The 23345-nt window shown below is 38.0% G+C and carries 20 protein-coding genes; 7 read left to right on the top strand and 13 right to left on the bottom strand.

The window, feature by feature from the left end; all coding sequences use genetic code 11:
* The first annotated feature begins 5 nt into the window (after positions 1-5).
* Positions 6-398 (top strand): hypothetical protein, encoded by a 393-nt coding sequence (locus ACQ86H_RS06740; protein WP_431294245.1) that lies wholly within the window; start codon positions 6-8, stop codon positions 396-398.
* Between the two features lie 182 nt (positions 399-580).
* Here ACQ86H_RS06740 and ACQ86H_RS06735 read toward each other — a convergent pair whose 3' ends face one another.
* Positions 581-1711 (bottom strand): hypothetical protein, encoded by a 1131-nt coding sequence (locus tag ACQ86H_RS06735; RefSeq protein WP_431294244.1) that lies wholly within the window; start codon positions 1709-1711, stop codon positions 581-583.
* Positions 1711-2217 (bottom strand): ABC transporter ATP-binding protein, encoded by a 507-nt coding sequence (locus ACQ86H_RS06730; protein ID WP_431294243.1) that lies wholly within the window; start codon positions 2215-2217, stop codon positions 1711-1713. Before ACQ86H_RS06730 ends, ACQ86H_RS06735 begins: the two co-directional genes overlap by 1 nt.
* Positions 2218-2417: 200 nt before the next feature.
* On the opposite strand from ACQ86H_RS06730, the gene ACQ86H_RS06725 reads away from it, so the two are divergent.
* The 5 genes from ACQ86H_RS06725 (at position 2418) to ACQ86H_RS06705 (ending at position 6936) form a co-directional block, all read left to right on the top strand.
* Positions 2418-2927, top strand: coding sequence for a GNAT family N-acetyltransferase (locus ACQ86H_RS06725; RefSeq protein WP_431294242.1), 510 nt, complete (start codon positions 2418-2420; stop codon positions 2925-2927).
* 36 nt (positions 2928-2963) lie between these two features.
* On the top strand, positions 2964-3848 hold the full coding sequence (locus tag ACQ86H_RS06720) for a DUF2911 domain-containing protein (protein ID WP_431294241.1): 885 nt from the start codon (positions 2964-2966) through the stop codon (positions 3846-3848).
* Between the two features lie 528 nt (positions 3849-4376).
* Positions 4377-5672 (top strand): phosphopyruvate hydratase, encoded by a 1296-nt coding sequence (gene eno / locus ACQ86H_RS06715; protein WP_147225112.1) that lies wholly within the window; start codon positions 4377-4379, stop codon positions 5670-5672.
* Positions 5673-5870: 198 nt separating this feature from the next.
* Positions 5871-6170, top strand: a complete 300-nt coding sequence (locus ACQ86H_RS06710; protein WP_025145767.1) for an FtsB family cell division protein — start codon at positions 5871-5873, stop codon at positions 6168-6170.
* Between the two features lie 151 nt (positions 6171-6321).
* The gene (locus ACQ86H_RS06705; RefSeq protein ID WP_138818141.1) at positions 6322-6936 is read left to right on the top strand and encodes a trimeric intracellular cation channel family protein; all 615 of its coding nucleotides are present in this window, start codon (positions 6322-6324) and stop codon (positions 6934-6936) included.
* A gap of 144 nt (positions 6937-7080) precedes the next feature.
* Here the strand turns inward: ACQ86H_RS06705 and ACQ86H_RS06700 are convergent, their stop codons facing one another.
* Complete coding sequence (locus ACQ86H_RS06700) at positions 7081-9171, bottom strand: hypothetical protein (protein ID WP_431294240.1); 2091 nt, start codon at positions 9169-9171, stop codon at positions 7081-7083.
* A gap of 194 nt (positions 9172-9365) precedes the next feature.
* On the opposite strand from ACQ86H_RS06700, the gene ACQ86H_RS06695 reads away from it, so the two are divergent.
* Positions 9366-10100, top strand: coding sequence for a L,D-transpeptidase family protein (locus tag ACQ86H_RS06695; protein WP_431294239.1), 735 nt, complete (start codon positions 9366-9368; stop codon positions 10098-10100).
* A gap of 112 nt (positions 10101-10212) precedes the next feature.
* Here the strand turns inward: ACQ86H_RS06695 and fabG are convergent, their stop codons facing one another.
* The 10 genes from fabG to ACQ86H_RS06645 all read right to left on the bottom strand — a co-directional run bounded on the left by fabG (position 10213) and on the right by ACQ86H_RS06645 (position 23293).
* On the bottom strand, positions 10213-10956 hold the full coding sequence (fabG, locus tag ACQ86H_RS06690; protein ID WP_431294238.1) for a 3-oxoacyl-[acyl-carrier-protein] reductase: 744 nt from the start codon (positions 10954-10956) through the stop codon (positions 10213-10215).
* A 64-nt stretch (positions 10957-11020) separates the two neighbouring features.
* Entirely contained in the window at positions 11021-11389 is a 369-nt protein-coding gene (locus ACQ86H_RS06685; protein WP_431294237.1) for a VOC family protein, read from the bottom strand.
* A 9-nt stretch (positions 11390-11398) separates the two neighbouring features.
* The gene (locus tag ACQ86H_RS06680; RefSeq protein ID WP_431294236.1) at positions 11399-12475 is read right to left on the bottom strand and encodes an agmatine deiminase family protein; all 1077 of its coding nucleotides are present in this window, start codon (positions 12473-12475) and stop codon (positions 11399-11401) included.
* 197 nt (positions 12476-12672) lie between these two features.
* Complete coding sequence (locus ACQ86H_RS06675; RefSeq protein WP_431294235.1) at positions 12673-13026, bottom strand: four helix bundle protein; 354 nt, start codon at positions 13024-13026, stop codon at positions 12673-12675.
* A gap of 187 nt (positions 13027-13213) precedes the next feature.
* Complete coding sequence (locus ACQ86H_RS06670) at positions 13214-14089, bottom strand: carbon-nitrogen hydrolase (protein WP_431294234.1); 876 nt, start codon at positions 14087-14089, stop codon at positions 13214-13216.
* A 288-nt stretch (positions 14090-14377) separates the two neighbouring features.
* Positions 14378-15517, bottom strand: coding sequence for an efflux RND transporter periplasmic adaptor subunit (locus ACQ86H_RS06665; protein WP_431294233.1), 1140 nt, complete (start codon positions 15515-15517; stop codon positions 14378-14380).
* Between the two features lie 266 nt (positions 15518-15783).
* A complete protein-coding gene (locus ACQ86H_RS06660; RefSeq protein WP_431294232.1) occupies positions 15784-19887 on the bottom strand; it encodes a CusA/CzcA family heavy metal efflux RND transporter in 4104 nt (1367 codons plus the stop codon).
* 76 nt (positions 19888-19963) lie between these two features.
* Complete coding sequence (locus tag ACQ86H_RS06655; protein ID WP_431294231.1) at positions 19964-20344, bottom strand: hypothetical protein; 381 nt, start codon at positions 20342-20344, stop codon at positions 19964-19966.
* A 232-nt stretch (positions 20345-20576) separates the two neighbouring features.
* The gene (locus tag ACQ86H_RS06650) at positions 20577-22544 is read right to left on the bottom strand and encodes an SPFH domain-containing protein (RefSeq protein WP_138818152.1); all 1968 of its coding nucleotides are present in this window, start codon (positions 22542-22544) and stop codon (positions 20577-20579) included.
* Positions 22545-23071: 527 nt separating this feature from the next.
* Positions 23072-23293 (bottom strand): cysteine-rich CWC family protein, encoded by a 222-nt coding sequence (locus ACQ86H_RS06645; RefSeq protein ID WP_138818153.1) that lies wholly within the window; start codon positions 23291-23293, stop codon positions 23072-23074.
* Between the last annotated feature and the right edge of the window lie 52 nt (positions 23294-23345).

Here is a 23345-nt window from a genome sequence, read left to right as displayed (position 1 = left end):
ATACTATGACGCTTTTTGTAAAAAACCTTCATACTGTTGATGGACTGATATCTAACTTATACAAGGATGTTTCGGTAGAAGAAATGACGGGCAAAATTACCCATCTGATGGAACAACAAGGCTATAAAGTCTTCGACCATCAATATGGAAATTTAATTTTAGAGAAAGGAAGCCGAACCAAAAGGCTTTTATTAGGTGCATTTGCAACCTATTTTAAATTTAGTGTAACCATGTTACCAAATACTGAAAATGAACTTACTGTAAATGTTTTTCAGCAATCGAGTGGTATGTCAGGTGGTTTTAATCGGCATGAACCAGATCAAAACAGAGCTTGCCAGGTTAAACTTTTTGTTTTCGAATATTTAGTAAGAAAGATTTTGATACTATTGGATTCTTAAAAATGTTAAAAGAATTCCATAGAAAAGTAGTCATCTCGACTGAAGCGCAGCGGAATGGAGAGATCTATCCAGACAGATTTAGCTTCGCTGAGTACTTCGTGGTTCTCGACTGCGTTACCGAAGTAAAATCGGTACAAGTAGCACTCCGCTCGAAATGACGACATCTTGCAAGTTCATCGTAATCAGATACCTAAGCTATTATCATTCAAACAATTCCTCCTAAATATCACCCAAGCCACAACCATATTTACCGGAATTAACATTAAGCCTAGGCCAAACATAATACACACATAAAAAAGGAAAAACAGACAAAAAACACCTATCAAAAATCCTTTAACCTGAATCCCATTCAATAAAAGCAAACTTCTGAATAAAAGGATAGCGGAAAAAGCGAATGCAGCTAATTCGAGTGATGTTATCAAGCCAAAACGGGTAGTCATCCAACATATTTCGGGTAATAATAAAATGAGATAGTTTAAGCAGAAGCTAAAAAATACCTTGGCCTTACTAAAAGGAAAATTGGGCAAAAAAGATAAATACCGATCATTAAAAATCCTTTCCTGATAGACAAGTACTATATGCGGCACAACAATACAGGAAGTAATGAGCATTAATAGCTTTGAATTATCTTTAATATCGGAGAAAAGTATAAAAACACTAGAAATCAATAACCACGAAAGCAGTTTGGTTAATAAATAAGCCAGTTTCGATTGGTTAAAAACCTGAAAGCTATACAATAAAAACACAGGTTTATTCCATTTTCTGTTAATCCGGATCAACCAGTTAGGTTTATTGGTTTCAATTAAACGATTACTTTCTTTTAGAATGATGTAAGCACCAGCGATAATCAACAGCAGCTGAAAGAGCAAAATCCCAATAGAAATAAAATAATAACCAAATATTAATCCAATAACTATTGCATATAAAGTATAACACCAAACCGGGATAAATATATAAGCCAACACACTATACCAGTTGAGAATTTGTTGTTTTTTGGAAGATGAGGTAAAACTGTAATATAAAAACTCATGTTGAGGCAAAAGAAGCTGGTTAAGCACATATTTTAAGCCTTTATAGGCATATAATGCGCTTGCAACCAGATAAAAAGCCATAATCAACGGATTGCTCACCAAACTAATGGTAAAGAAAAACTGCCAAAAATCTATCTGATCAGGCATTACTGTACCCAAAGTATTGATGAACAAACCATAACTGATCAACATGACGAAAAAGAATACCAGCATACCTGCATGTGTACGGTAAAACCCATCAACAAATATTTTTCTTAAGGCAATGTTCGAAAGTGGAAACATTAAAAGTTCAGTGTTAATTTTTTATCCACGATATTAATCTGTTTATGTCCGGGTAATTTTAACTCATCTAAAGGTTGATGAGATGATAAGAGAAAACTGATTTTCTCTTTCTCATGTTTTTCGTTGATCCAACTGTATAATACTTCAAGAGATTCGGCATCGATCGTATTTAAAGGTTCATCCAACAAAATCAATTTTGGTTTCCCCAGGAAAGCCAGTACCAGCGAAAGTTTTTTGAGCATACCACTGGAATAGGATCCTAACGGATTGTTGATATAGCCCTGCATTCCCATTTCGGTAACCAGGATTTCCGCCTGACCAGCTCCGGCACCCTTCGCTTTTGCAAAAAGAGCAATCATCTCCACCCCGCTTAAAAATTCAGGAAATAATGGTTCCGCAGCAGCAAAATTGACCAGTTTTCTATAGGCTACACCATGATTTTTTAAATAAACAGTTCCTATTGCAATTTCGCCTTTAAAAGATAATATCCCTGCAATTGCTTTCAAAAAGTACTTTTTCCTGTACCATTTCTCCCTTTTATCCAAAAAATGCCCCCAGGAAGTTTAATATTATCTATCTTTAAAACAAGATGATCGAAATAGGATTTTTCAAATTGACTGAAGTGTAACATAAAAATATTTTATTTCTGACTTCATGTTTATTAAAAAGTTACAGCCTTATCTCATCTCGACAAAATTTTAAACTAATGCAATTAATTTTACGCCCCTACCAACCAGGTGACATCGAAAATCTGGTTAAACACGCCAATAATTTCAATATTTCTAAATACCTGACCAATAAATTCCCATTTCCTTACGAAAAAAAAGATGGGGAAGCTTTTATTCAACTGGCTTTAAGTCACGATCCTTTACAGATCAAGGCCATTGTGTTAAACGACGAAGTAATCGGATCGATAGGTGTGCATCAACTCGCAGATATTTATAGTAAAAGTGCAGAAATGGGTTATTGGATTGCTGAAGACTTTTGGGGAAGAGGAATTATTCCGCTTGCCATAAAAGAAATGCTTCAATATGGTTTCGCTACCTTTGATATTGATAGAATTTTCGCAAGGACAACACATACCAACCTGGCGTCACAAAGGGTTTTACAAAAATCAGGTTTTATCTTCGAAGCGAAATTAAAGGGTACTATTTTTAAAAATGGAGCATATTTTGACGAACTGATTTTTGGTTTCAGGAAAAATCAATTGATCTAAATGCTGCATTAAAACTTTTGTTAAACCCAAAGCTTATTGCGTAAATTCGCACAAACCAAAAACAACAAAGCAATGAAGTTATCGATCAAATCAATAGTGCTGTTTGTAGCACTTTTGGGTGCAGCAGATTTTGCAGGTGCCCAGGAAGTAAAATTTCCACAAGCCAGTAGTGGCCAAACCATCATTCAGGATTTTGGATTAGGCAAAATAACGTTAAGCTACTCCCGCCCCAATGTTAAAGGCCGAAAAATTTTTGGCGGAATGGAACCCATGGGCAAAGTTTGGCGCAACGGAGCAAATGCTGCAACACGCATTAAATTTACCGAGGCCGTTAAAATTGAAGGCAAAGATTTACCGGCTGGCGAATATGGCCTGTTCAGTATTCCGGGTAAAAACGAATGGACCATTATTTTTAACAAAATTGCCGATCAATGGGGAGCTTATGAATATAAGGAAAGTGATGATGTGCTTCGTGTAAAAGTTAAAACTATAACTTTAAAGGATAAAGTAGAAACTTTAACCATGCTATTCTCTGCTGTTAGCGAAACTTCGGCAACTTTAAATATGATGTGGGAGAACAGTGCGTATGGCATTAACATCACAACTTCTATTGATGAAAAAGTAATGGGCAATATTGCTGAAGCGATGAAAGGTGAAAAGAAACCATATTTTGCCGCTGCACAATATTATTTTCAACATGGAAAAGATTTAAAACAAGCTTTAGCATGGGTGACGGAAGCAGAAAAATCAGACCCAAAAGCACCATGGTTTAAACTATGGAAAGGCCGTATCCAACTTAAAATGGGGGATAAAGCAGCTGCAGCAATTACTGCACAACAAGGCATCGACGCTGCAACAGCTCAAAAGGTAGATGAATATATACGCCTCAATTCTGAACTTCTGGCTGAAGCTAAAAAATAAAAAGATTCTATTTCGGTCGGTGAGACACCGACTGATAGATGAAACTAACCCCTCGATGCCGTCATTTCGAGCGGAGTGCAACGCAGCCGAGAACCCGAAGGCTTTGCGAAGCAAAATCTGCCTAGATAGATCTCTCCATTCCACTGCGTTCCAGTCGAGATGACTGCATCTTTAGAAATAATTCCCTATAAATTACCGAACCTAAGTAATTAAACCCGATTGTAATGGAAAGCCCACAGCGCAGCGAGGACTTGTAATGAAAGCGGGACCAACCCCCAACCGAAGTACTCCCCCAACTGCTTTTCAAATTAACATAAATGCTCTTACGCTCTTTAAGCTGCCAACTTAAACATGAGTTTCAACCGATATTAACTTAAAATTAACCATCGGTTAACTCAAATCACAATCGTAACATTAACCCTTAAAACGCTTTATTTATTTAAAAATTATACTAACTTTGGTGTTGCACTTAGTAATTGTACTTTGTACACTAAGCAGGTTAAAAAATCAACAAAAAATTAAATAAAAATGAGCATAATCGTTAATGTCCATGCCAGACAGATTCTCGATTCGAGAGGCAATCCAACAGTAGAAGTAGAAGTAGTAACAGAGGCAGGCGCTTTTGGCCGTGCAGCTGTACCAAGCGGCGCATCTACTGGACAATATGAGGCTGTTGAATTACGTGATGGTGATAAATCTACATATTTAGGTAAAGGTGTTTTAAAAGCTGTAGAAAACGTAAATACTAAAATTGCTGATGCATTAAGAGGTATCGATGTTTTTGAGCAAAATGCAATTGATAAATTAATGTTAGAACTTGATGGTACCGAAAACAAAGGTAACTTAGGTGCTAACGCAATTTTAGGTGTTTCTTTAGCTGTTGCTAAAGCAGCTGCTGACGAAATTGGCCAACCATTATACCGTTACATTGGTGGTGTTAATGCAAACACTTTACCAATTCCGATGATGAACATCATTAACGGAGGTTCTCACTCTGATGCGCCTATCGCTTTCCAGGAATTTATGATTATGCCGGTTGGCGCTCCATCATTCTCTGAGGCTTTACGTTGGGGAACTGAAGTTTTCCATAGCTTGAAAAAAATTCTTCATGATAGAGGTTTATCTACTGCAGTAGGTGATGAAGGTGGTTTTGCACCAACTTTTGATGGTACTGAAGATGCAATAGAAACGGTATTAAAAGCAATCGAAACTGCCGGTTACAAACCTGGTTCTCAAATCTGTTTAGCTTTAGATTGTGCTTCGTCTGAGTTCTACAAAGATGGTAAATACGACTATACTAAATTTGAAGGTGCTACTGGTGTAATTCGTTCTAGTGAAGAGCAGGCACAGTATCTGGCTGATCTTTCTGCAAAATATCCGATTATCTCTATCGAAGATGGTATGGACGAAAACGACTGGACTGGCTGGAAAAGCTTAACCGATAAAATCGGCGACCATGTTCAATTAGTTGGTGATGATTTATTTGTAACCAACGTTACGCGTTTACAACGTGGAATTGACGAGGCTACTGCTAACTCCATCCTGGTAAAAGTAAATCAGATCGGTTCTTTAACTGAAACCATCAATGCAGTAACTTTAGCACAAAACAGTGGTTATACTTCGGTAATGAGTCACCGTTCTGGCGAAACTGAAGATGTGACCATAGCTGATTTAGCTGTTGCATTAAACTGCGGACAGATTAAAACCGGTTCTGCATCACGTTCTGACAGGATTGCAAAATACAATCAATTATTACGTATTGAAGAAGAATTAGGTGAAAACGCACGTTTCATAGGTTCAAAATTCAAATATGCTAAGAAATAACCCCTAAATCCCCTGAAGGGGACTAAGGATAATGCCGAAAAGCCCCTTTAGGGGTTTGGGGTGTTAACAAGTTGAAAAACTTATTTGCGAAACATCCGGAGATTTTAAATCTTCGGATGTTTTTATTTTAATACTATATTTGTTCTGAGTTATGTGCATGATCTCAAATCACATATCTCAATACTCATATCTCCAACTATGAAACGTTTAATAGATCTTTTCCGCAATAAATATTTCCTTGCTACTGTCGCTTTTGCGATGTGGATGCTATTTTTCGACAAAAACGATATGATGTCGCAGTACGAATACCGCAGTCAGGCCAATAAATTGCAGGAAGAAAAAGAATATTTCGAGAAAGAAACCGCCCAGGTAAAAAAAGACCTTAACGAACTGAATACCAACCTGAATACGGCTGAAAAATTTGCACGTGAAAAATATTTCATGAAAAAAGATAATGAAGATGTTTTCGTGATTATCCAGGAAGAGAAGAAGGATTAGCGCTGGGCGTTTGGCATTTAAGTTCTCTTCCCTTAGTCTAGCTCTCCTGAACTTGTTTCTGGATCCAAAGCAAAAGAATTTTGATTGACCGTTTGCAGTTTAACCATTTAACAATTAACCGATTGAGCAATTTAAACAGTTAACCTATCTAATGCTCCACATTCTTTACATTATCGCCATAACAGCTGAAGCCATGACGGCAGCACTTTCTGCAGGCAGACGTGATATGGATTGGGTAGGTGTTTGCATTATTGCCTGGGTTACAGCTCTGGGCGGCGGCACGGTTAGAAATGTATTATTTGGTCATTACCCAATGAGCTGGGTGGAACATCCGGAATATTTAGTGATTACGGCGGTAGCGGCTTTATTGGCGGCATTTATCGCCTCTATCATGACTAAACTCAAAAAGCTTTTTCTTTACCTCGATGCTTTGGGTTTAGTGGTCTTTACGATCATTGGTTGTCAGGTAGCGCAGCAAATCCATTTGCCTTATTTAATTGTACTCTTTAGCGGGATGATTACTGGTTGTGCAGGCGGTGTACTACGTGACGTACTCTGCAATGAAGTACCATTCCTTTTTAGAAAAGAGATTTATGCGAGTGCAGCGATTGTAACTGGTGCTGTTTATATCGGTGTAGAACATTTTCATGGAAGTGAAATGTTAGCTACCATTTCGGCTGCTGTTATCGGATTAGCATTGCGATTACTTTCCATCCGTTTCGAATGGCACATGCCGAAGTTCGTGTATAGGGATGAATGGCACTAATTCAGTTGGGAGTTTTCAGTTTGGAATTGAGAGTTTATTCGTGGTGTCAGATGTTACCACCTGACACGTTTCGAATTAATTGAATATCATCAATTATTTGAAAAAAACAATCTATCAGTCAGATGGTAACATCTAACTATAAATTTACAATTCCCCGTTCCTTTTCCTTAAAAACCACTCCGTGCCCAATAAGATCAGCATTAAGCCAAATAACCATTTTATATTGATGAGTTCATCGTACTTCCGGTCTTCATAGCTGATGGTTTTAATATTTTCGTTTTTGGCAATCTCATCCGCTATTTTAAGCAGATTTTCGGGCATAAACAGCTTGCCATTGCTTTGTTTAGAGATCGTATTTAAAAGCTGGTGGTTGGCAGTTGTCTGTTGGTATTCTGCAATCAATGCGTTTACATAGAAACTACCCGAGGCTGTGAATTTCTTTCCTCCCAGTTCCGCATTTGCTAAGTAAGAATAATTGCCAGCGGGCATGGTTCCGGCATCTAACTGATAGCCATTTTCCGTTTTAGAAAAAATATAATTAAATAATTTGCCTGCCTCATTTTTTACCAAAAGTTTAACTTCCGGCTCATTTACAGGTTGATAACTATCATTATAAAGTGTAGCATTAAACTGGATCGATTCATTTTCATCGTAAGCCGATTTAGAGGTAAAAACCTTAAATCTTCTTTTATCATCTTTTACAGATAAGTACTGAACCGTTTTTGAAATCAGGTCGTTTAAAACCGATTGATTACTTTCATTTTCAGCCTCTAAAAGTTTCCATCTCCAAAGCCCCTCTCCCATCAAATAACCGGCCTTTGAGCCATTCTCATTCGCGAAGAACAGTAACGGCTGCTGTGTGCTTACTTTGCCAATACGCTGGTTAAAAACAGGTATTGCGCCTGTATTTACGGTTAACCTTCCAAACGGACTAAGCAAAGGGTCAAAAGCCGAAAACTGTTTTTTATCTTCTTCAGTAAGATTAAAACTGGTAAAACCATTGGCAAAATCAGCATATACCTCCTGAATGAAACCGTTTGCTGAACTCAGATTTACCTGATTCTGGATCTGGTTAAAAGTATTAATATTGCTCTGAGCACCCAAAATGTACCAGACCGGTTTCTTCAAACCGGCCAACTTCTTTAAAAATACTGATGAAATATTTTGAACATCGGGCAACTGATACAAAACAATTAAATCAAATTTGGATGGATCAGTTGCGTTTAAATCATCAGCCAGCGCAAGTTTAGCTTCGTAATGTTTATTAAGCGATATAGCCTCTTTTAATACCCCTAAATCGGGGTGTGGCGCAACAGCAGCCAGTAATACTTTCTGTCTGCCATCAATCACCTCTACATAAAAAGTCTGAACGTTATTTCGGCTAGTGATTTCATTTTTTAAAACACCCAATTGAACAGTATATTTCTGCACACCAATTTTACCGGCATGAATCTTAACAGGAACCGTTTTAACAAAAGAATTGCTAATGATAGATATATTTTGCTGCTCAAGCTTTGCTCCATTCTGGCTAACAGTTAAAAAGCTATTTTCGCCATCGCTTTGAAAAGCCTGCACCTGCACTTCGATCGTAAAATCGTCATCCAGGTACGCGATGTTATTGTAATTCACATTTGAAATTAGTACATCCCGCTTCGGGACACTATCTCCCAAGGCAATAGTATAAACTGGCGCATTGATCTGATTGATGCTGTAAAGCGGATTTCCACCATGGTTAAAAATACCATCAGTGGCTAAAATTACAGCACCAACATTTCTGTTGGTATATTCATCTCTAACTTTTTGAAAAAAAGCAGAGGCATCGGTTAATTTACCCTGATTTTTAAAATCGAAACCATCGGCAACCTGATCACCAAAGTGAAGCGTTTTCACCTCATATTTGTCTGATAGTTTATCTTGTAAAGCTTTAAGATTCTGTTCGTATAATTTTTGGTCGAAACCTGCTGCTTTAACCTGACCAACAGATTGGGAATTATCCTGTCCGATAATGATTACAGGCTTATCTAAGGTATAATTTAAGGTTTTAATGAGTGGAGCAAATATTAACCATGCAATGGTGGTAACCACTACAATCCGCAATGCTGTTAAGCCATATTGAAGTTTTTTATCCAGATTTTTGTTACCACGATAAAGCAACCAGGCATACAGCACGCCCAAAGCCAGGCAACCCAGAAAAGACAAAATAGAAGCACCTGAAAAAAACCAGTCATAATTCATAAAGATGATAATTTTAGGGAAATTTTCAAGGCTATAACCGCAAAGTGCGCAAAGAATTTACGCAAAGTATCGCAAAGATAATGTGCACCCTTCATTTTTTAGCTTAGCGACCTTTGCGCCATCGTAATAAGGAAATCTCAGCGGCCTTTGCGGTTAAAAAAATAAATTCGTTAGTTTTAACAAAATCAATCCTTATGAAAATAATCTGTCTAACATTTCTGCTATCTCTAAGCCTTATGGTTAATGCCCAGAATAATTTTAAAGCCACTCAAATCAAATTTGAAAGAGTAGAAAAAGCATACAGCGAAAAATGGGAAACATTGAGAAAATTTGTTCAGGCCGGTGGTTATGGAGATAAATTCTCGATGGTGATTAATGCTTATAAAACGGAAGGCAAACTTGAGGTGTGGTTAAAGAATAATTCGGCTAAAACCTATTCTTTATTCAGAACTTACGATTTTTGTGCACATTCTGGCACCATTGGCCCAAAGATAATTGAAGGCGACGGTCAAACGCCTGAAGGTTTTTATTGCATCAATGTTTTTAACCCAATGAGCAATTTCCATCTATCGCTGGGTATAAACTATCCAAACGCTGTTGATTATGCAAGAACCGGAAAAGATAGAAAACCCGGAAGTGATATTTACATCCATGGCAATTGTGTAACGGTAGGCTGTATTCCTTTAACAGACGAAAAAATAAAAGAAGTATATGTTTTGGGGGTTGAAGCCAGAAATGCGGGCCAGGAAAAGATTCCGGTTAACATCTATCCTTTCAAAATGACCGATGGGAACATGAAAAAATACGTCGCTCAATTCCCAGCGCAGGCAAACTTTTGGAAATCGTTACAAACAGGATATTTAGCTTTTGAGAAGAATAAAACCCAGCCGGACGTTAGTGAGGTTAAAGGACGATACCTTGTAAAGTAACAAAAGAAGTCAAGTTTCCATAGCACACTAGCCATTAAAACTTGACTTCTTTATATTTATATAAACTGGAAAGAAAACCCTCCACCTTAAACCCTCACGCCTTCAACCTTTCTTACAGCATTCCGCCGCAAACAGATAATGTTTGTCCGGTCACGTAAGCACTCATATCTGAAGCCAGGAACACACAAACATTGGCGATATCTTCCGTTTCGCCGGCACGTTTTAATGGAATATCTTTTTCCCAACCTTCAACCACTTTCGGATCAAGAATATCTGTCATTTCGGTACGGATAAAACCTGGCGCAACTACGTTGGCACGGATATTTCGCGAACCTAATTCTTTTGCGATTGATTTGGTAAAACCGATGATTCCAGCTTTAGAAGCAGCATAATTTGCCTGACCAGCATTACCTGTAGTGCCAACAATTGAACCCATATTGATAAAAACGCCTTTACGGGCTTTCATCATTACTTTAGAAGCCGCTTTGGTTACGTTGAAGATTGATTTTAAGTTGATATTAATTACATCATCCCAGTTTTCTTCGCTCATACGCATCAATAAACCATCTTTAGTGATGCCCGCATTATTCACTACGATATCAATAGTTCCAAACTCAGCTACGATATCATTGATCAACTGTTCAGCTTCAGCAAATTTAGATGCATCAGAACGGTAACCTTTAACCTTTGTTCCGAAGCTTTGTAATTCCTGCTCTAAAGCCTCACCTTTTTCTACTGATGATAAATATGTAAAAGCTACATTAGCGCCCTGCTCGGCAAATTTCTCCGCTATTTTACGGCCAATTCCTTTAGATGCGCCTGTAACTAAGGCTGTTTTTCCTTCTAATAATTTCATTATGAAATGTTGTAAAGTTGAAATATTTTAATGTTGTAAAGTTATAATTTAAAGCAATAAAAGATTATGCTTTTTTCTGGCTAAGCTGAAAAATGTTTCCCTCTATGTCCTCCCCGTCGCAAAAAAGAAAATCAATGCCTTCAAAAGATTTGATATCTTTCATTTCTGCACCTCTTTCTATAAGTCGTTTTCGAACCACTTCAATATCTTCTTCAATACTAAAAACTAGTTTCACATTACTTTCAGCACGAAAAGAATCCTCATTTCGGAATGATTCCCCAATCCGATGAAACGCAATTTCGATGACTCCTGCGTTGAAAACCAGCCACTCGTTTTCAATTTCTTCTATTAAAGAAAAATTAAAAATGGACTGATAAAAGACCTTTAGGGCACTAATATCATTACCGAATAAAATTATTCTGCTCAGTTTCATATCAATAAATTATACCGCCGGTTCCTGCTGACTCAAACAATGGAAACTTCCCAATCCCCAAATAATATCGACTGAGTTGATTCCAATTACTTTGCGATCAGGGAAACAGCCCTGGATAATATCTAAAGCTTTCTGGTCGTTGACATCATCAAATATTGGCACAATTACCGCTGCATTAGCAATGTAAAAGTTCGCATAAGATGCAGGTAAACGCGTATCATCGTAAATTACTGGTGATGGCATCGGCAGTTCTACAATATTCAACGGGCGACCATCTTTCAGCTTCATGTCTTTTAAGGCCTCAAGATTCTCTTGTAATAAGATATAATTTTCATCCAAAGGATTACTTTCCACAACCGTTAAAACAGTATCCTCGTTTACAAAACGGGTAATATCATCAATGTGGCCATCTGTATCATCGCCAACAATCCCATCACCCAACCATAAAACCTGCTCCTGTCCGTAATATTCGAGCAAATATTGCTCAATCTGTTCTTTTGTTAAATGTGGATTACGGTTTTCGTTCAACAAACAAGCTGTGGTGGTTAAAACTGTACCTGCGCCGTTAAACTCTACCGAACCACCTTCCATAACAATATCTGGCGTAAATAAAGGGAGATTGAAATGTTTGGCAATTTTTGTCGGAATTACATCATCCAGGTCAAATGGAGGATATTTTCCACCCCAGGCATTGTAACCCCAATCTACAACAGCCTTTTCATTTCCTTTTAGCAAAAATGCAGGACCGTGATCGCGGCACCAGGCATCATTGGTTTCATTGAAATAAAATTCAACCTGACTTAAATCGGCCTCTACTTTTGTTAATTCAGAAATAGCAAAAGCTTTCATTTCTTCGTCTTTCACATTGATACGCACTTTTTCGCCTTCGGCAACAGCTTTAATAAACTGACAGTAAGGCTCATAAATGGTTTCGATTTTATCGGGCCACGAAGCCTCTTTATGTGGCCAGCTTAACCAGGTTGCTTCATGTTTTGCCCATTCGGCAGGGAAAGTATAACCTTGCTGCTTCGGCGAATAATCGAATTGATTGATATTTAAATCTTTTTTAGGAGGAAAGTTTGACATAGTTTTTAAAGTCCGAAAGTCGGGTGTCCGAAGTCGGATGATTTAGTGTGTTAATAAAATCCAAAGTCGGATGTCCGAGGTCGGATGATTTTGTCTTTTAGTTTTTTAAAGTTCGAAATGTGGCCGTCCAAGGCCAGATGATTTAGTGTATTCATAAATCGCCAGTATCGCCGGACTTCTGTCTTCTGCCCCCAGACTCAATTCAGCGATTTGATTAAAGCAGAAATCATGATCAAAATTTCTTCGCAAGACTGATAATGTTTCTGAAATATTTCCTCTGTAATATAACCTCTTCTTCTTGCTAAGTGTAAACAGTTCACGACTTCTATATCAGACCGTAAAGAATATCTTAAAAATCTACAAAATTCAGGGTTACTTTGACCTGTACTCCCTTCAGCAATGTTCATTGAAATAGAATCTGCAGCACGCTTAACTTGCGATGTTAAAACATAAACTTCATCCTTTGGAAAAGTTTTCATCATCTTATCGATTTCATCAGCTAAATCTAAAGCCTTTTGCCAAACCTTGAGTTTTTCAAATTTGAATGCCATAATTAAGTCCGAAAGTCGGAGGTCTGAAGTCTGAAGTTATAATTTATTAGAAATATACTAACAAATTACAATTTCTTACAATGCAATCCAAACTTATAATCTACGTTTCCAGACTTGCTTATGGATTTCAAACTAGCCATCTTGGCATGCATGCTCTTTGGCTTCCGTCTTCGGTCTCCCGACTTTTTTAATCCCCATCAATATACCTCTTTGTAATCGGCTGATAAGAATCGATTCTTCTATCTCTTAAAAAAGGCCAATGTTTACGGAAGAAATCAGATTCTGATAAATCCAGTTCAACTACTTCAGTTTCCTCTAAATCGTGCGAGCCTAAGTAAAGCAATTTGCCCTGTGCATTTGTAGCGAAACTTCCGCCCCAGAATTTCATGGCACCATCTTGCTCAAAACCTACACGGTTTACGCTTACCACAGGCACACCGTTTGCTACTGCATGTGAGCGTTGAATGGTCTGCCAAGCATTATATTGATCTTGATTGGTTTCTTCATCCTGATCGGTAGCCCAGCCAATGGCAGTCGGATAGAACATGATATCAGCACCCATTAAGGCCGTAATACGAGAAGCTTCAGGATACCATTGATCCCAACAGATCAGGATACCGATTTTGGCAAACTTAGTTTCGAAAACCTTATAGCCTAAATCGCCTGGGGTAAAGTAGAACTTTTCGTAAAATGCAGGATCATCAGGAATATGCATTTTGCGGTATTTTCCTAGATATGAGCCATCAGCATCTAAAACAGCAGTGGTGTTATGATACAAACCTTCAGCACGTTTTTCAAACAAAGAAGCGATAATTACCACACCCAATTCTTTGGCTACCACCTGCAAAGCATCCGTAGAAGGACCAGGAATAGCTTCAGCCAGGTCAAAATTGTCGTAATCTTCAACATCGCAGAAATATAAAGAAGTAAAAAGCTCCTGCAAGCACACAATTTGCGCACCTTTTGCAGCCGCTTCCTTTACTTTAGCAATCGCTTTATCTAAATTTTCATGCTTATCTTTAGTACAACTCATTTGCACTAAGCCAACTTTTACTTTCTTCATTTCTTAAAATTATTGGATGAGCGAATGATAAAACGAGTGAATTTCACATCATTGAGTCATTCAAATTTCATTCATTCAAATTAGGTGCAAAGTTACTATTTTGTTTAAAAGTAGAACGGCATAAAATTGTAAATGTTATTTTTAATAAGCTTCCATTACCTGTGGTTAAAGTGAGGGGCTTGTTTTAAATTAAAGCTTACAAAAATCAACAAAATGCTGCAAAGTGTTCCCTTTATATCCTGAAACACTTTGCAACATATTTAAATATTTGATTACTACACCAAATTATTAACCTTCTTCTCCTCCGTTTTTCATTTTCATTAAAATTGCATAAGCATTTTTTGTTACAACATTCCCCAGCTTTTTATTGGTTTTAATTTCTATAAATCCGTTCAATGCTGTCCCAATTTCTATGGGAACCATTTTGTATAACTTATTGCCAACTTCCTCAAAAATGTAATATTTATTTTCCCATTTAACAATAGCATCTTCTGATAAAACATTAACTTTTGCTTTTCCGATAGAAATTGCCGCGTTTAGAAATGTACCAGGCAATAACTTATTATCTGAATTTTGGATATCGCAGTGAACACTAGTGGTTCGGTCGTCTTCAATATTAGGAGTAATCAAATGTATCTTCGCTATGTATTTCTTTTCAGGATTTGCCGTAGTGTTACAGATCACCTCCTGTCCTGTCTTTAAACTGGCAGCATCCCTTTCAAATACTGTAAGGTTTGCATGCAATTCTCCAGGGCTGATTAATTCAAATAAAATATCGGTTGCATTAACAAATTTACCTGTATTTACATTAACCTTTGTAACATAGCCACTAATCGGAGCGTAAATTTTGATATTACGGGTTATTGAATTTTCATTTAAATTTTCAGGATTAACACCGATTAACCTCAGTTTTTGCGCAAGCGCTTTTACCAAAACTTTTTGGTTATTATAATCGCTCTCTATTTGCTGAAAGATTTTATCACTTGTTGCTTTCGTTTGATTTAATCCTTTTTGCCTTGTGTAATCTGCTGCTAAAAACTTCAATCTGTTTCCAGAAGTTAGATAATCTTGCTGGAGTTGAATATATTGTTGATCCTCAACGAGTGCTAACACGGCTCCTTTTTTAACGAGCATTCCAGGCATAATAATCATTTTCTTAATATATCCTCCCATAGGCACACTGACAGAATAGGTGTTTTCTGGTGGCACATCCACCACTCCATTTACATTAATGATGCTATGCATAGTCTTTTGCTCTATTTTACCGATTAAAATTCCAGCATTTTTTGCTTGTGCATCTGTAAGCTGCACCTCGTCTGTATTTGTTGTTGCGGGCTTCTCTGCCCGAACATTTTCTTTTTCATCTGCACCATTGCAAGCCAGCAAAAGTGACATACAAACTAATCCGGCTAATATTTGAATTTTCATTTTATCTTATTTATCTGTGGCTGTAACACGTTCAATTTCAAAAGCAGCTTCGTTAAATTGCTGCACTTTATCATAATATTCTACTTTGAGTAGTATAGATTGGTTAACCAGAAGCACCCAATCCAGATATGCAATCTCTCCTGCGTTAAGCTTATCAGAGGCTGTTTTAATGATATCACCAGCATTTCTTAAAGCGGTTTTCTGGTAAGAGCCAATAAGTTTTTCAAGCCGGTTATAACGTTCAACGGCGTTTGTTAAGTTATGATCTAGAGTTTTTTAGTTAACGCTAATTCTTTTTCACGCTGTTGTATTAAGATACTATTGGCTTTAACACGGGAATTTTGTGCACTGAAAAAAATTGGAATTCCAACACCAATACTAACCGAAGAGAACCTTTTGTTTCTATCAAAATACTGCTCTGTCCCAATACTGTTGGTTTGCCAACCAATAATACTCGAGTTATTGTAGCCAAAACTTAGAGAGGGCATCAATTTACTTTTTTCGAGTGCTTTTTGTTGTCTGGCTAACACCAATTGCTCTTCTCCCAATTTTAACAAAGGATGGTTAGTTTGTTCCTGACTAAATAAAAGCTCAGAGGCGTAAAGCAAGCTATCAGCCTTTGGCTGCAGGTTCTCATTGCTATTTAACAAGAACTTAAACCTGTTTTGCATTAATATATCATCTGTTCTCAGTAGTTCAAGCTGATTGCTAATTTGCTGCTTTTGATTTTCAGCGGTACGAAGTTCAAGTAGATCAACATCACCTGATTTAAAACGCTGTGTCGATTTGTCCAGAAATGCACTATAAACGCTATCGGCCCAAAGTAACAATTTCTGTTTTTCTCTTATCAATAACAGATTATAGTATGCTGATTTTACTTCGGTTTTCAAATCTAGTTGACGGGCATCTACTTCAATCTCACTGATGCGCAGGCTTGTTTTATGAGTGGCAGATTGCCTTGCATATACCGTTGGGAAATCGAGTGTCTGTACTACAGAAAATTTATTATCATTTTCCAGACTGTTGAATTTACCATAATCGAAACTGATTGCTGTTTTTGGTGCATCAAAACTGCTTTTGGTAATTTGCTGGTAATATTGAACGTTGGTTTTCGCAATCCGCAGTGATATATTGTTTTTAACCGCAGTATCCAATGCGGCTTTCAAACCAATTGGCTTTTGAGCACTGGCATTTAAAGTTCCAAAAAGTACCATGATCGCAATGACAGCTAAGTTATTTTTTGGCTTGAAGTACGAGAAGCCTTTTTCAAATAAAATATATAACATGGGTAAAACAAATAATGTTAATAATGTGGAAATTAATAAGCCCCCAATAACTACTGTGGCAAGTGGCTTTTGAACTGCCCCACCTGCACCAGTACTTATTGCCATCGGGATAAAACCTAGCGATGGAACTAATGCTGTCATTAAAACGGCACGAAGTTTTGATTTTGTTGCATGGATTACAATTCGTTTTACATCTGTCCAACCCTCTTTTTTTAACCGATTAAATTCTGAAACAAGTAAAATTCCGTTTAATACTGCCACACCAAAAAGGGCAATAAAACCAACGCCGGCAGAAATACTAAAAGGCAGATCCCTGATCCATAAGGCAAATATGCCACCTGTTGCAGAAAGCGGAATGGCTGTATAAATTAAAAGCCCTTGTTTAACAGAACTGAAAGCAAAATACAGGAGTAAGAAAATTAGAAGTAATGCAATTGGCACTACAATCGCCAAACGTGATTTTGCTGCCGTCATGTTTTCAAAAGAGCCGCCATAAGAAATGGTATAACCCTTAGATAAGTTAAGTTTTGAACCTGCCTTTTGCTGCAATTCCTCTACAATCGACTGCACATCTCTATCCTTAACATTAAAACCAACTATTATCCTGCGTTTAGTATCTTCCCTTTGAATCTGGTTAACCCCCTCCACTTCTTCGATATTTGCAACCATACTTAAAGGTACCTGGTTGCCTGACTTGGTTAAAACCATCAGATTTTCCACGTCGTTAATATTTTTTCTCGCCGCTTCATCAAGGCGGACTACCATATCAAAACGTTTTTCTCCTTCATAAACCTGACCTGCTATCTGACCTGCGAATGCGGTATTAACCACCCGGTTTACATCGCCTACATTTATGCCATATTTGGCCATTCCATCGCGGTTGTATTTGATTACAACCTGAGGCATTCCGGTTACTTGTTCCTCGTAAACATTAATTGCACCTTTAACTGTACCAATTATAGCTCCTAAACGTTTTGCATAACCAGCCAGCGAATCCAAATCTTCTCCAAATATTTTACAAACAACATCTTGCCTTGCACCGGTCATCAGCTCGTTAAACCGCATTTGCACCGGAAATTGAAAACCTACCGTAATGCCAGGAATTACTTCAACTGCTTTGGTCATTTTAGCACTCAACTCTCGAAATGATCCTGCAGAAGTCCATTCCTTTTTAGGTTTTAAAATCACCATCATATCCCCTGCTTCAAAAGGCATGGGATCTGTAGGCACTTCAGCACTACCTATTTTGGTTACTATTTTTTGTACTTCAGGGAACTTATCCAATAGAATTTTCGATGCTTTCTGAGTAGTTTCGATGGTATTATTCAGGTTACTTCCAGTAAGTAAACGGGTTTCTACTGCAAAATCCCCTTCCTCCAATTGTGGAATAAATTCGCCGCCGAGTGTGCCCATAATAAAAATGGATATGGCGAATAATGAAAGCGTAACTGCTAAGATGGTTTTAGGAAAAAGGAATATTTTACTCAGCGTTGGCTGGTACTTTCTTTCTATCCATGCCATCAATTTATCGGTTAAGTTTTTCTTGTGGCTGATGGTTTTATTCAGGCACAAAGCTGACATCATTGGAACATAAGTGATGGATAAGAGAAATGCTCCAAGAATGGCAAAAGCAATTGTCCAGGCCATTGGCTTAAACATCTTACCTTCAATACCTTCCAGTGATAGAATTGGCAGATAAACAATAAGAATAATAATCTGACTAAACACCGCCGATTTAATCATCGATCCAGTTGATTTTTCCACTTCATTGTCCATCTGGTTTTGGTCTATTTTACCGATAGCCCTAAAGTGCTTGCTATGCGAGAAGCGGTGAAGAATTGCTTCTACAACAATTACAGAACCATCTACAATTAAACCGAAATCAATAGCCCCAAGTGACATCAGATTTCCACCAACCCCAAACTTATTCATCAATATTATAGCGAAAAGCATTGATAGTGGAATTACTGAAGATACAATTAAACCTGCGCGAAGGTTCCCTAAGAAAAACACAAGTACAAAAATTACGATCAGTGCACCTTCCAGTAAGTTGGTTTCTACAGTACTGATAGCGTTATCAACCATTTTCGTTCTATCGAGAAAGGGTTCTATAACAACGCCATCAGGAACCATTGTTTGAATTTTTGCAATTTTATCTTTTACACGCTTTACTACAACGGAAGAATTTTCACCCTTTAGCATCATCACAACTGCACCGGCCACCTCGCCTTGCGTATTGTAGGTCATGGCGCCATAACGTATTGCTGAACCATACTGAACCCTGGCAACCTGCCCCATTAAAACAGGCATTCCGTTATCAAGCGTTTTCACTACAATCTTTTCGATATCGGCTAAATTGGTTGTTAACCCCTCACTTCGGATATATAAAACAGTTGGTCCTTTTTCAATATATGCGCCACCTGTATTTTCATTGTTTTTTTCGAGGGCATCGAATATTTCAGCAATGGTAATTCCGTAGGCTTTAAGCTGGTCTTGCCTCACAGCAACTTCATATTGCTTTAACCTGCCGCCAAAACTTGATACCTCGGCTACTCCGGGAGTGCCTAAAAGCTGTCTTCTCACAATCCAGTCCTGAATGGTACGCAATTCCTGTTCGTTAAATTTTCCTTCATAGCCTTTTTTTGGCCGGACTACATATTGATATATTTCACCCAGACCAGTGGAAACAGGAGCCATTGCAGGAGAACCAATACCCTGTGGAATTTCTTGCTGTACCTGCTGTAAGCGTTCGGCAATTTGTTGCCTTGCCCAGTAAACATCGGTTTCCTCATTAAAAACAATGGTAACCAGGGAAAGTCCGAAACGTGAAAAACTCCGGATTTGCTTAAGCCCTGAGATACTGCTACAGGCTTGCTCAATGGGAAACGTAATTAGGCGCTCAATATCCGGTGCACCCAAAGATGGAGAAACGGTAATTACCTGCACCTGATTGTCGGTAATATCAGGAAGTGCATCTATCGGTAATTTTGTAACCTCGTAAGCACCCCAACCAATAAGTGAGCATACGAACAAAGCAATGATTAGTTTATTCCGAATGGAAAAACCAATAATTTTATTTAACATAATAGCTTAAATTAAAATAACAGACATATTCAGAATCCATTAGAAATGGTTCTGAAAAAGATTTGAAAAAGAAATTTTACGCTATTGAAATAGGTGGGCGAAATAAGCTTCCGAAATCAGGATTGCTGTAACAATTTGTGTAATCGAAAGTTTTTCTGGTGTACACATTTAAGCATACTGCTTTCAGTAACATAAATTTTTCAGATGGAACGCCTACTGAAATAATATGGTGACTATCAATCTTTTTGAAGGGAAGTTTCATATCTTCTTCATCATCATTGTCATCTAAATCCTGGCCCAGATAATGCATTTCGAGAAAATCGATGAAACTGATTTCGGCGTTTAGCTGATGGTGCTGCAAAAAGTGAAGAACAAGTTGAGGCGCTTTTATAACTTCACGAACGGAAGTGTTAAAAATGAGTACCGGTAAAAGTAGCAGAAGGACAACTTTATTCACGCGGCAAAGATAGTAAAGCATCAAAATAATTCAAACCTTCGCGTTTATTATATCTGTTACTTTACCCAGCACTAAAAAAGCGCTAACTTAAGAGGATATCGAAAAAGCCCTTTAAAAAAGAAAGCGGATGAACATTTTAAAATCTGTTCATCCGCTTACTGTGTATAAAACAGGTATGTCTATATTTTCAACACCTCCGTTTTCACCAGTCCCTTACTATTACTTAAACAGTTTAAGGATTAATATTATCCTTTTTAGGTTTTGGTTTTGTTTCTACAATTTCTGCAACGGCTACCACTTCTTTACGTGCCTGAGGATCCATTAATTCCATCAGTTTCAAGCCCAACAGACCATCCATCGCTGATCCTCCATGATTACCACCATTACCGCCAATCAGTACATCAGGAATCAGTTTCACATTACCTTTCGATAACTCTTCAGTAATTTTGTAACGGGTAAAGTTTTCACCGCCCAAAGCTTTCACAGCAAGTTCGTAAGCTTCGGCAGTTGATTTACCTACGGCTAAGATTTTACCTGCTTCTGCACTACCAGTTAACGAAATCTGTTCAGCCTCTGCTGATGCCCTTAATTTAATCGCCTCTGAATCTGCTTGGGCTCTAGCTTTGGTGGCTTCTGCCTCAGCATGCGCTCTCATTTTAGTGGCCTCAGCCTCTGCTCCTACAGCAAGTTTTACACCAGCGGCATCACCTTCCGATTTTTTCACGGTTGCACTTGCGGTACGTTCCGCAATCTCTACACTTTGTTGAGCTTTCACAATATCTTTCTGCATATCTGCGATGGCCGTTTCTTTCTCCATCCCCTGACGGGTTTCCTGTGCCTGTTTTTGGGTTTCGTAAGTCACCTTTTGCTCTTCTGCAATTTTACGGTCGGTTAAAGTTTTCATTAACGATTCTGGCGGAACAATATCACCAATCAGCGTATCAACCGCATTTACATTATATTCATCAAGCACTTTTCGGATATGTTCTTTAGCCGATTCCTGACGTTCTTTACGAGTGCTCAGGAAAGCAATTACGTCGCTTCCCTGGGCTGAGTTACGGAAATAGTTACCAATAGTAGGCTCTAAAACCTGCGAAACCAAATTCACCATATTCCCAAAACGGGCAATTACTTTTGGTGCCTCAGTTGTGGGTACATGGATAATCTGCGCAACATCCAAATTAAACGGGAAACCATCTCTTGAACGTACGGTAATAGTCGACAGATTTTTATCCAGGTTGTGCGCCTCACTACGTGCCGATGCCCAGTTGAGCACCAGGTTGGTTGTCGGCACCAGCTCTACCTTCATAATGTATTTGTTAATCGGATACTTACCAGGACCAAGCGGCTCTAACCAAACCCCTTTCGATCCTTTTGCAACAATATTACCATGTTTGAAATCGACACCCGTTAAATCATCACCCTCTTTACCAATAAACGAAATCACCACACCTACATAACCGATGGCAATTTCGGTCATTGGTATTTCTTCTAACTGGATAGCCCAGGGGTTTAAATTGTAAGAACCAGCCAGAATTACCTGCGGTTGCAAACCACGGTTCCCGCCCATTTTAATAAAGGCATCAAAATCCTGAAAATTGTTATGTCCTTCTACCAGTTTACCCGCGATCTGATTGGCCTCAATTGGCAGCCCATCTAAAGTGGTCACAATACCTACCATACTTTCCTGAATACGGATCATATCAGTAACGGAAACCTGAAACAACATGGTATTGATACGATAGGAACCCGAAGTGATATAAGAGGTCTGCCGGCCTCTCTGACCGCCATTTTCGAGGAATTTCACGGCGTCCTGAAAATTATCAGATTCTACTTTTTGCCCGAGGATATTCCCTGTTGGGATTTCCGAACCATCTTTTGCCATTATCAGCCCGATTTTCCCTTCAGGGATGATGGTAAATTGTTCCATGGTTACACTATACTGCCAGAACCACATTCCGAAATACAATCCGGGCGCCAGCGTTTTACCCTGAAAACCCGCTTCGCCTTTAATGGCGATAATCCTTCCATCCGGTAATTCTTTTGCAGATCCAAAGAGCACGAATTTTTTGGTAATCAACCCGATCCTGTCTTCAGGTACGATAACCATCCCGAATAAGAAACGTAAAATATATTTGTATAAAACGATGCACAACAGTGCCACTAAAACCCACCAGTAATTAGAAATGAGCGCTTCCATAATGTTCTATATTTTTCTTTTTTTAAAGCCTGATAAACCATTTATCAAGCACGATATAGATATCAAATGATATGCTTTGTTACCATTTTTAACACTTATTTTTAAACTATTTTTTATTGATTTTAAGCCCTAAAAAATGACTCAGGATCGATTAAAAGCAAAATGTCATCTGCAGATGACATTTTACAGAATAACTTAACTGAACGCTTATAAAGGCCAAAAACTAACCATTTAGGTTTATGTAACTGGTACCAGAAATTTTAAATGTATATATTACAATTAATGCAAAAAACATGTCCTTTTTTGGACCTATACAATTGACCGAATTGGGATACACCAAAAAATCAGTTTTTGTTATTTTATATAAAAAGCTGCTGAGATAAATGTGTTTCCAGGAAAGACAGGAACCCAGGTTAACTAAACCCAATTGGATGAATGCCTGATTTCTTCAATCAATAAAAAATTGACAGGTTTTAGCCGGTGCGACACAGACCAAGGGACTTAGACTATAGAATTTGGAAGAAAGATTATATACCTATTTCTTCTCTGTATTCCAGTTGTAGTTCGAACAGGCATTTTGCGCAGAGGCAGCCATCATAAAGTTCGGAGATGTACTGTACTTCGTTAATGCTGAGTTGCACCACGCTACACTGGCATTTGGTATATGAATTTGCCTTGCACTCTATAGCATTGTTGCATCGCTCACAAGGAATGATTTCGTGCTTGCTATGTTTCAAGGTTGAAGGCATAAGGGGGTAAGGTTTAAGGTGAAACCTATTATGATACAAAAGTAAGAACAAA

It is taken from the genome of Pedobacter sp. P26, assembly GCF_050632135.1.
Taxonomy (GTDB): Bacteria; Bacteroidota; Bacteroidia; order Sphingobacteriales; family Sphingobacteriaceae; genus Pedobacter.
Note: the sequence above shows the minus strand (reverse complement) of the source record. Positions and strands in the feature narration are given on the sequence as shown.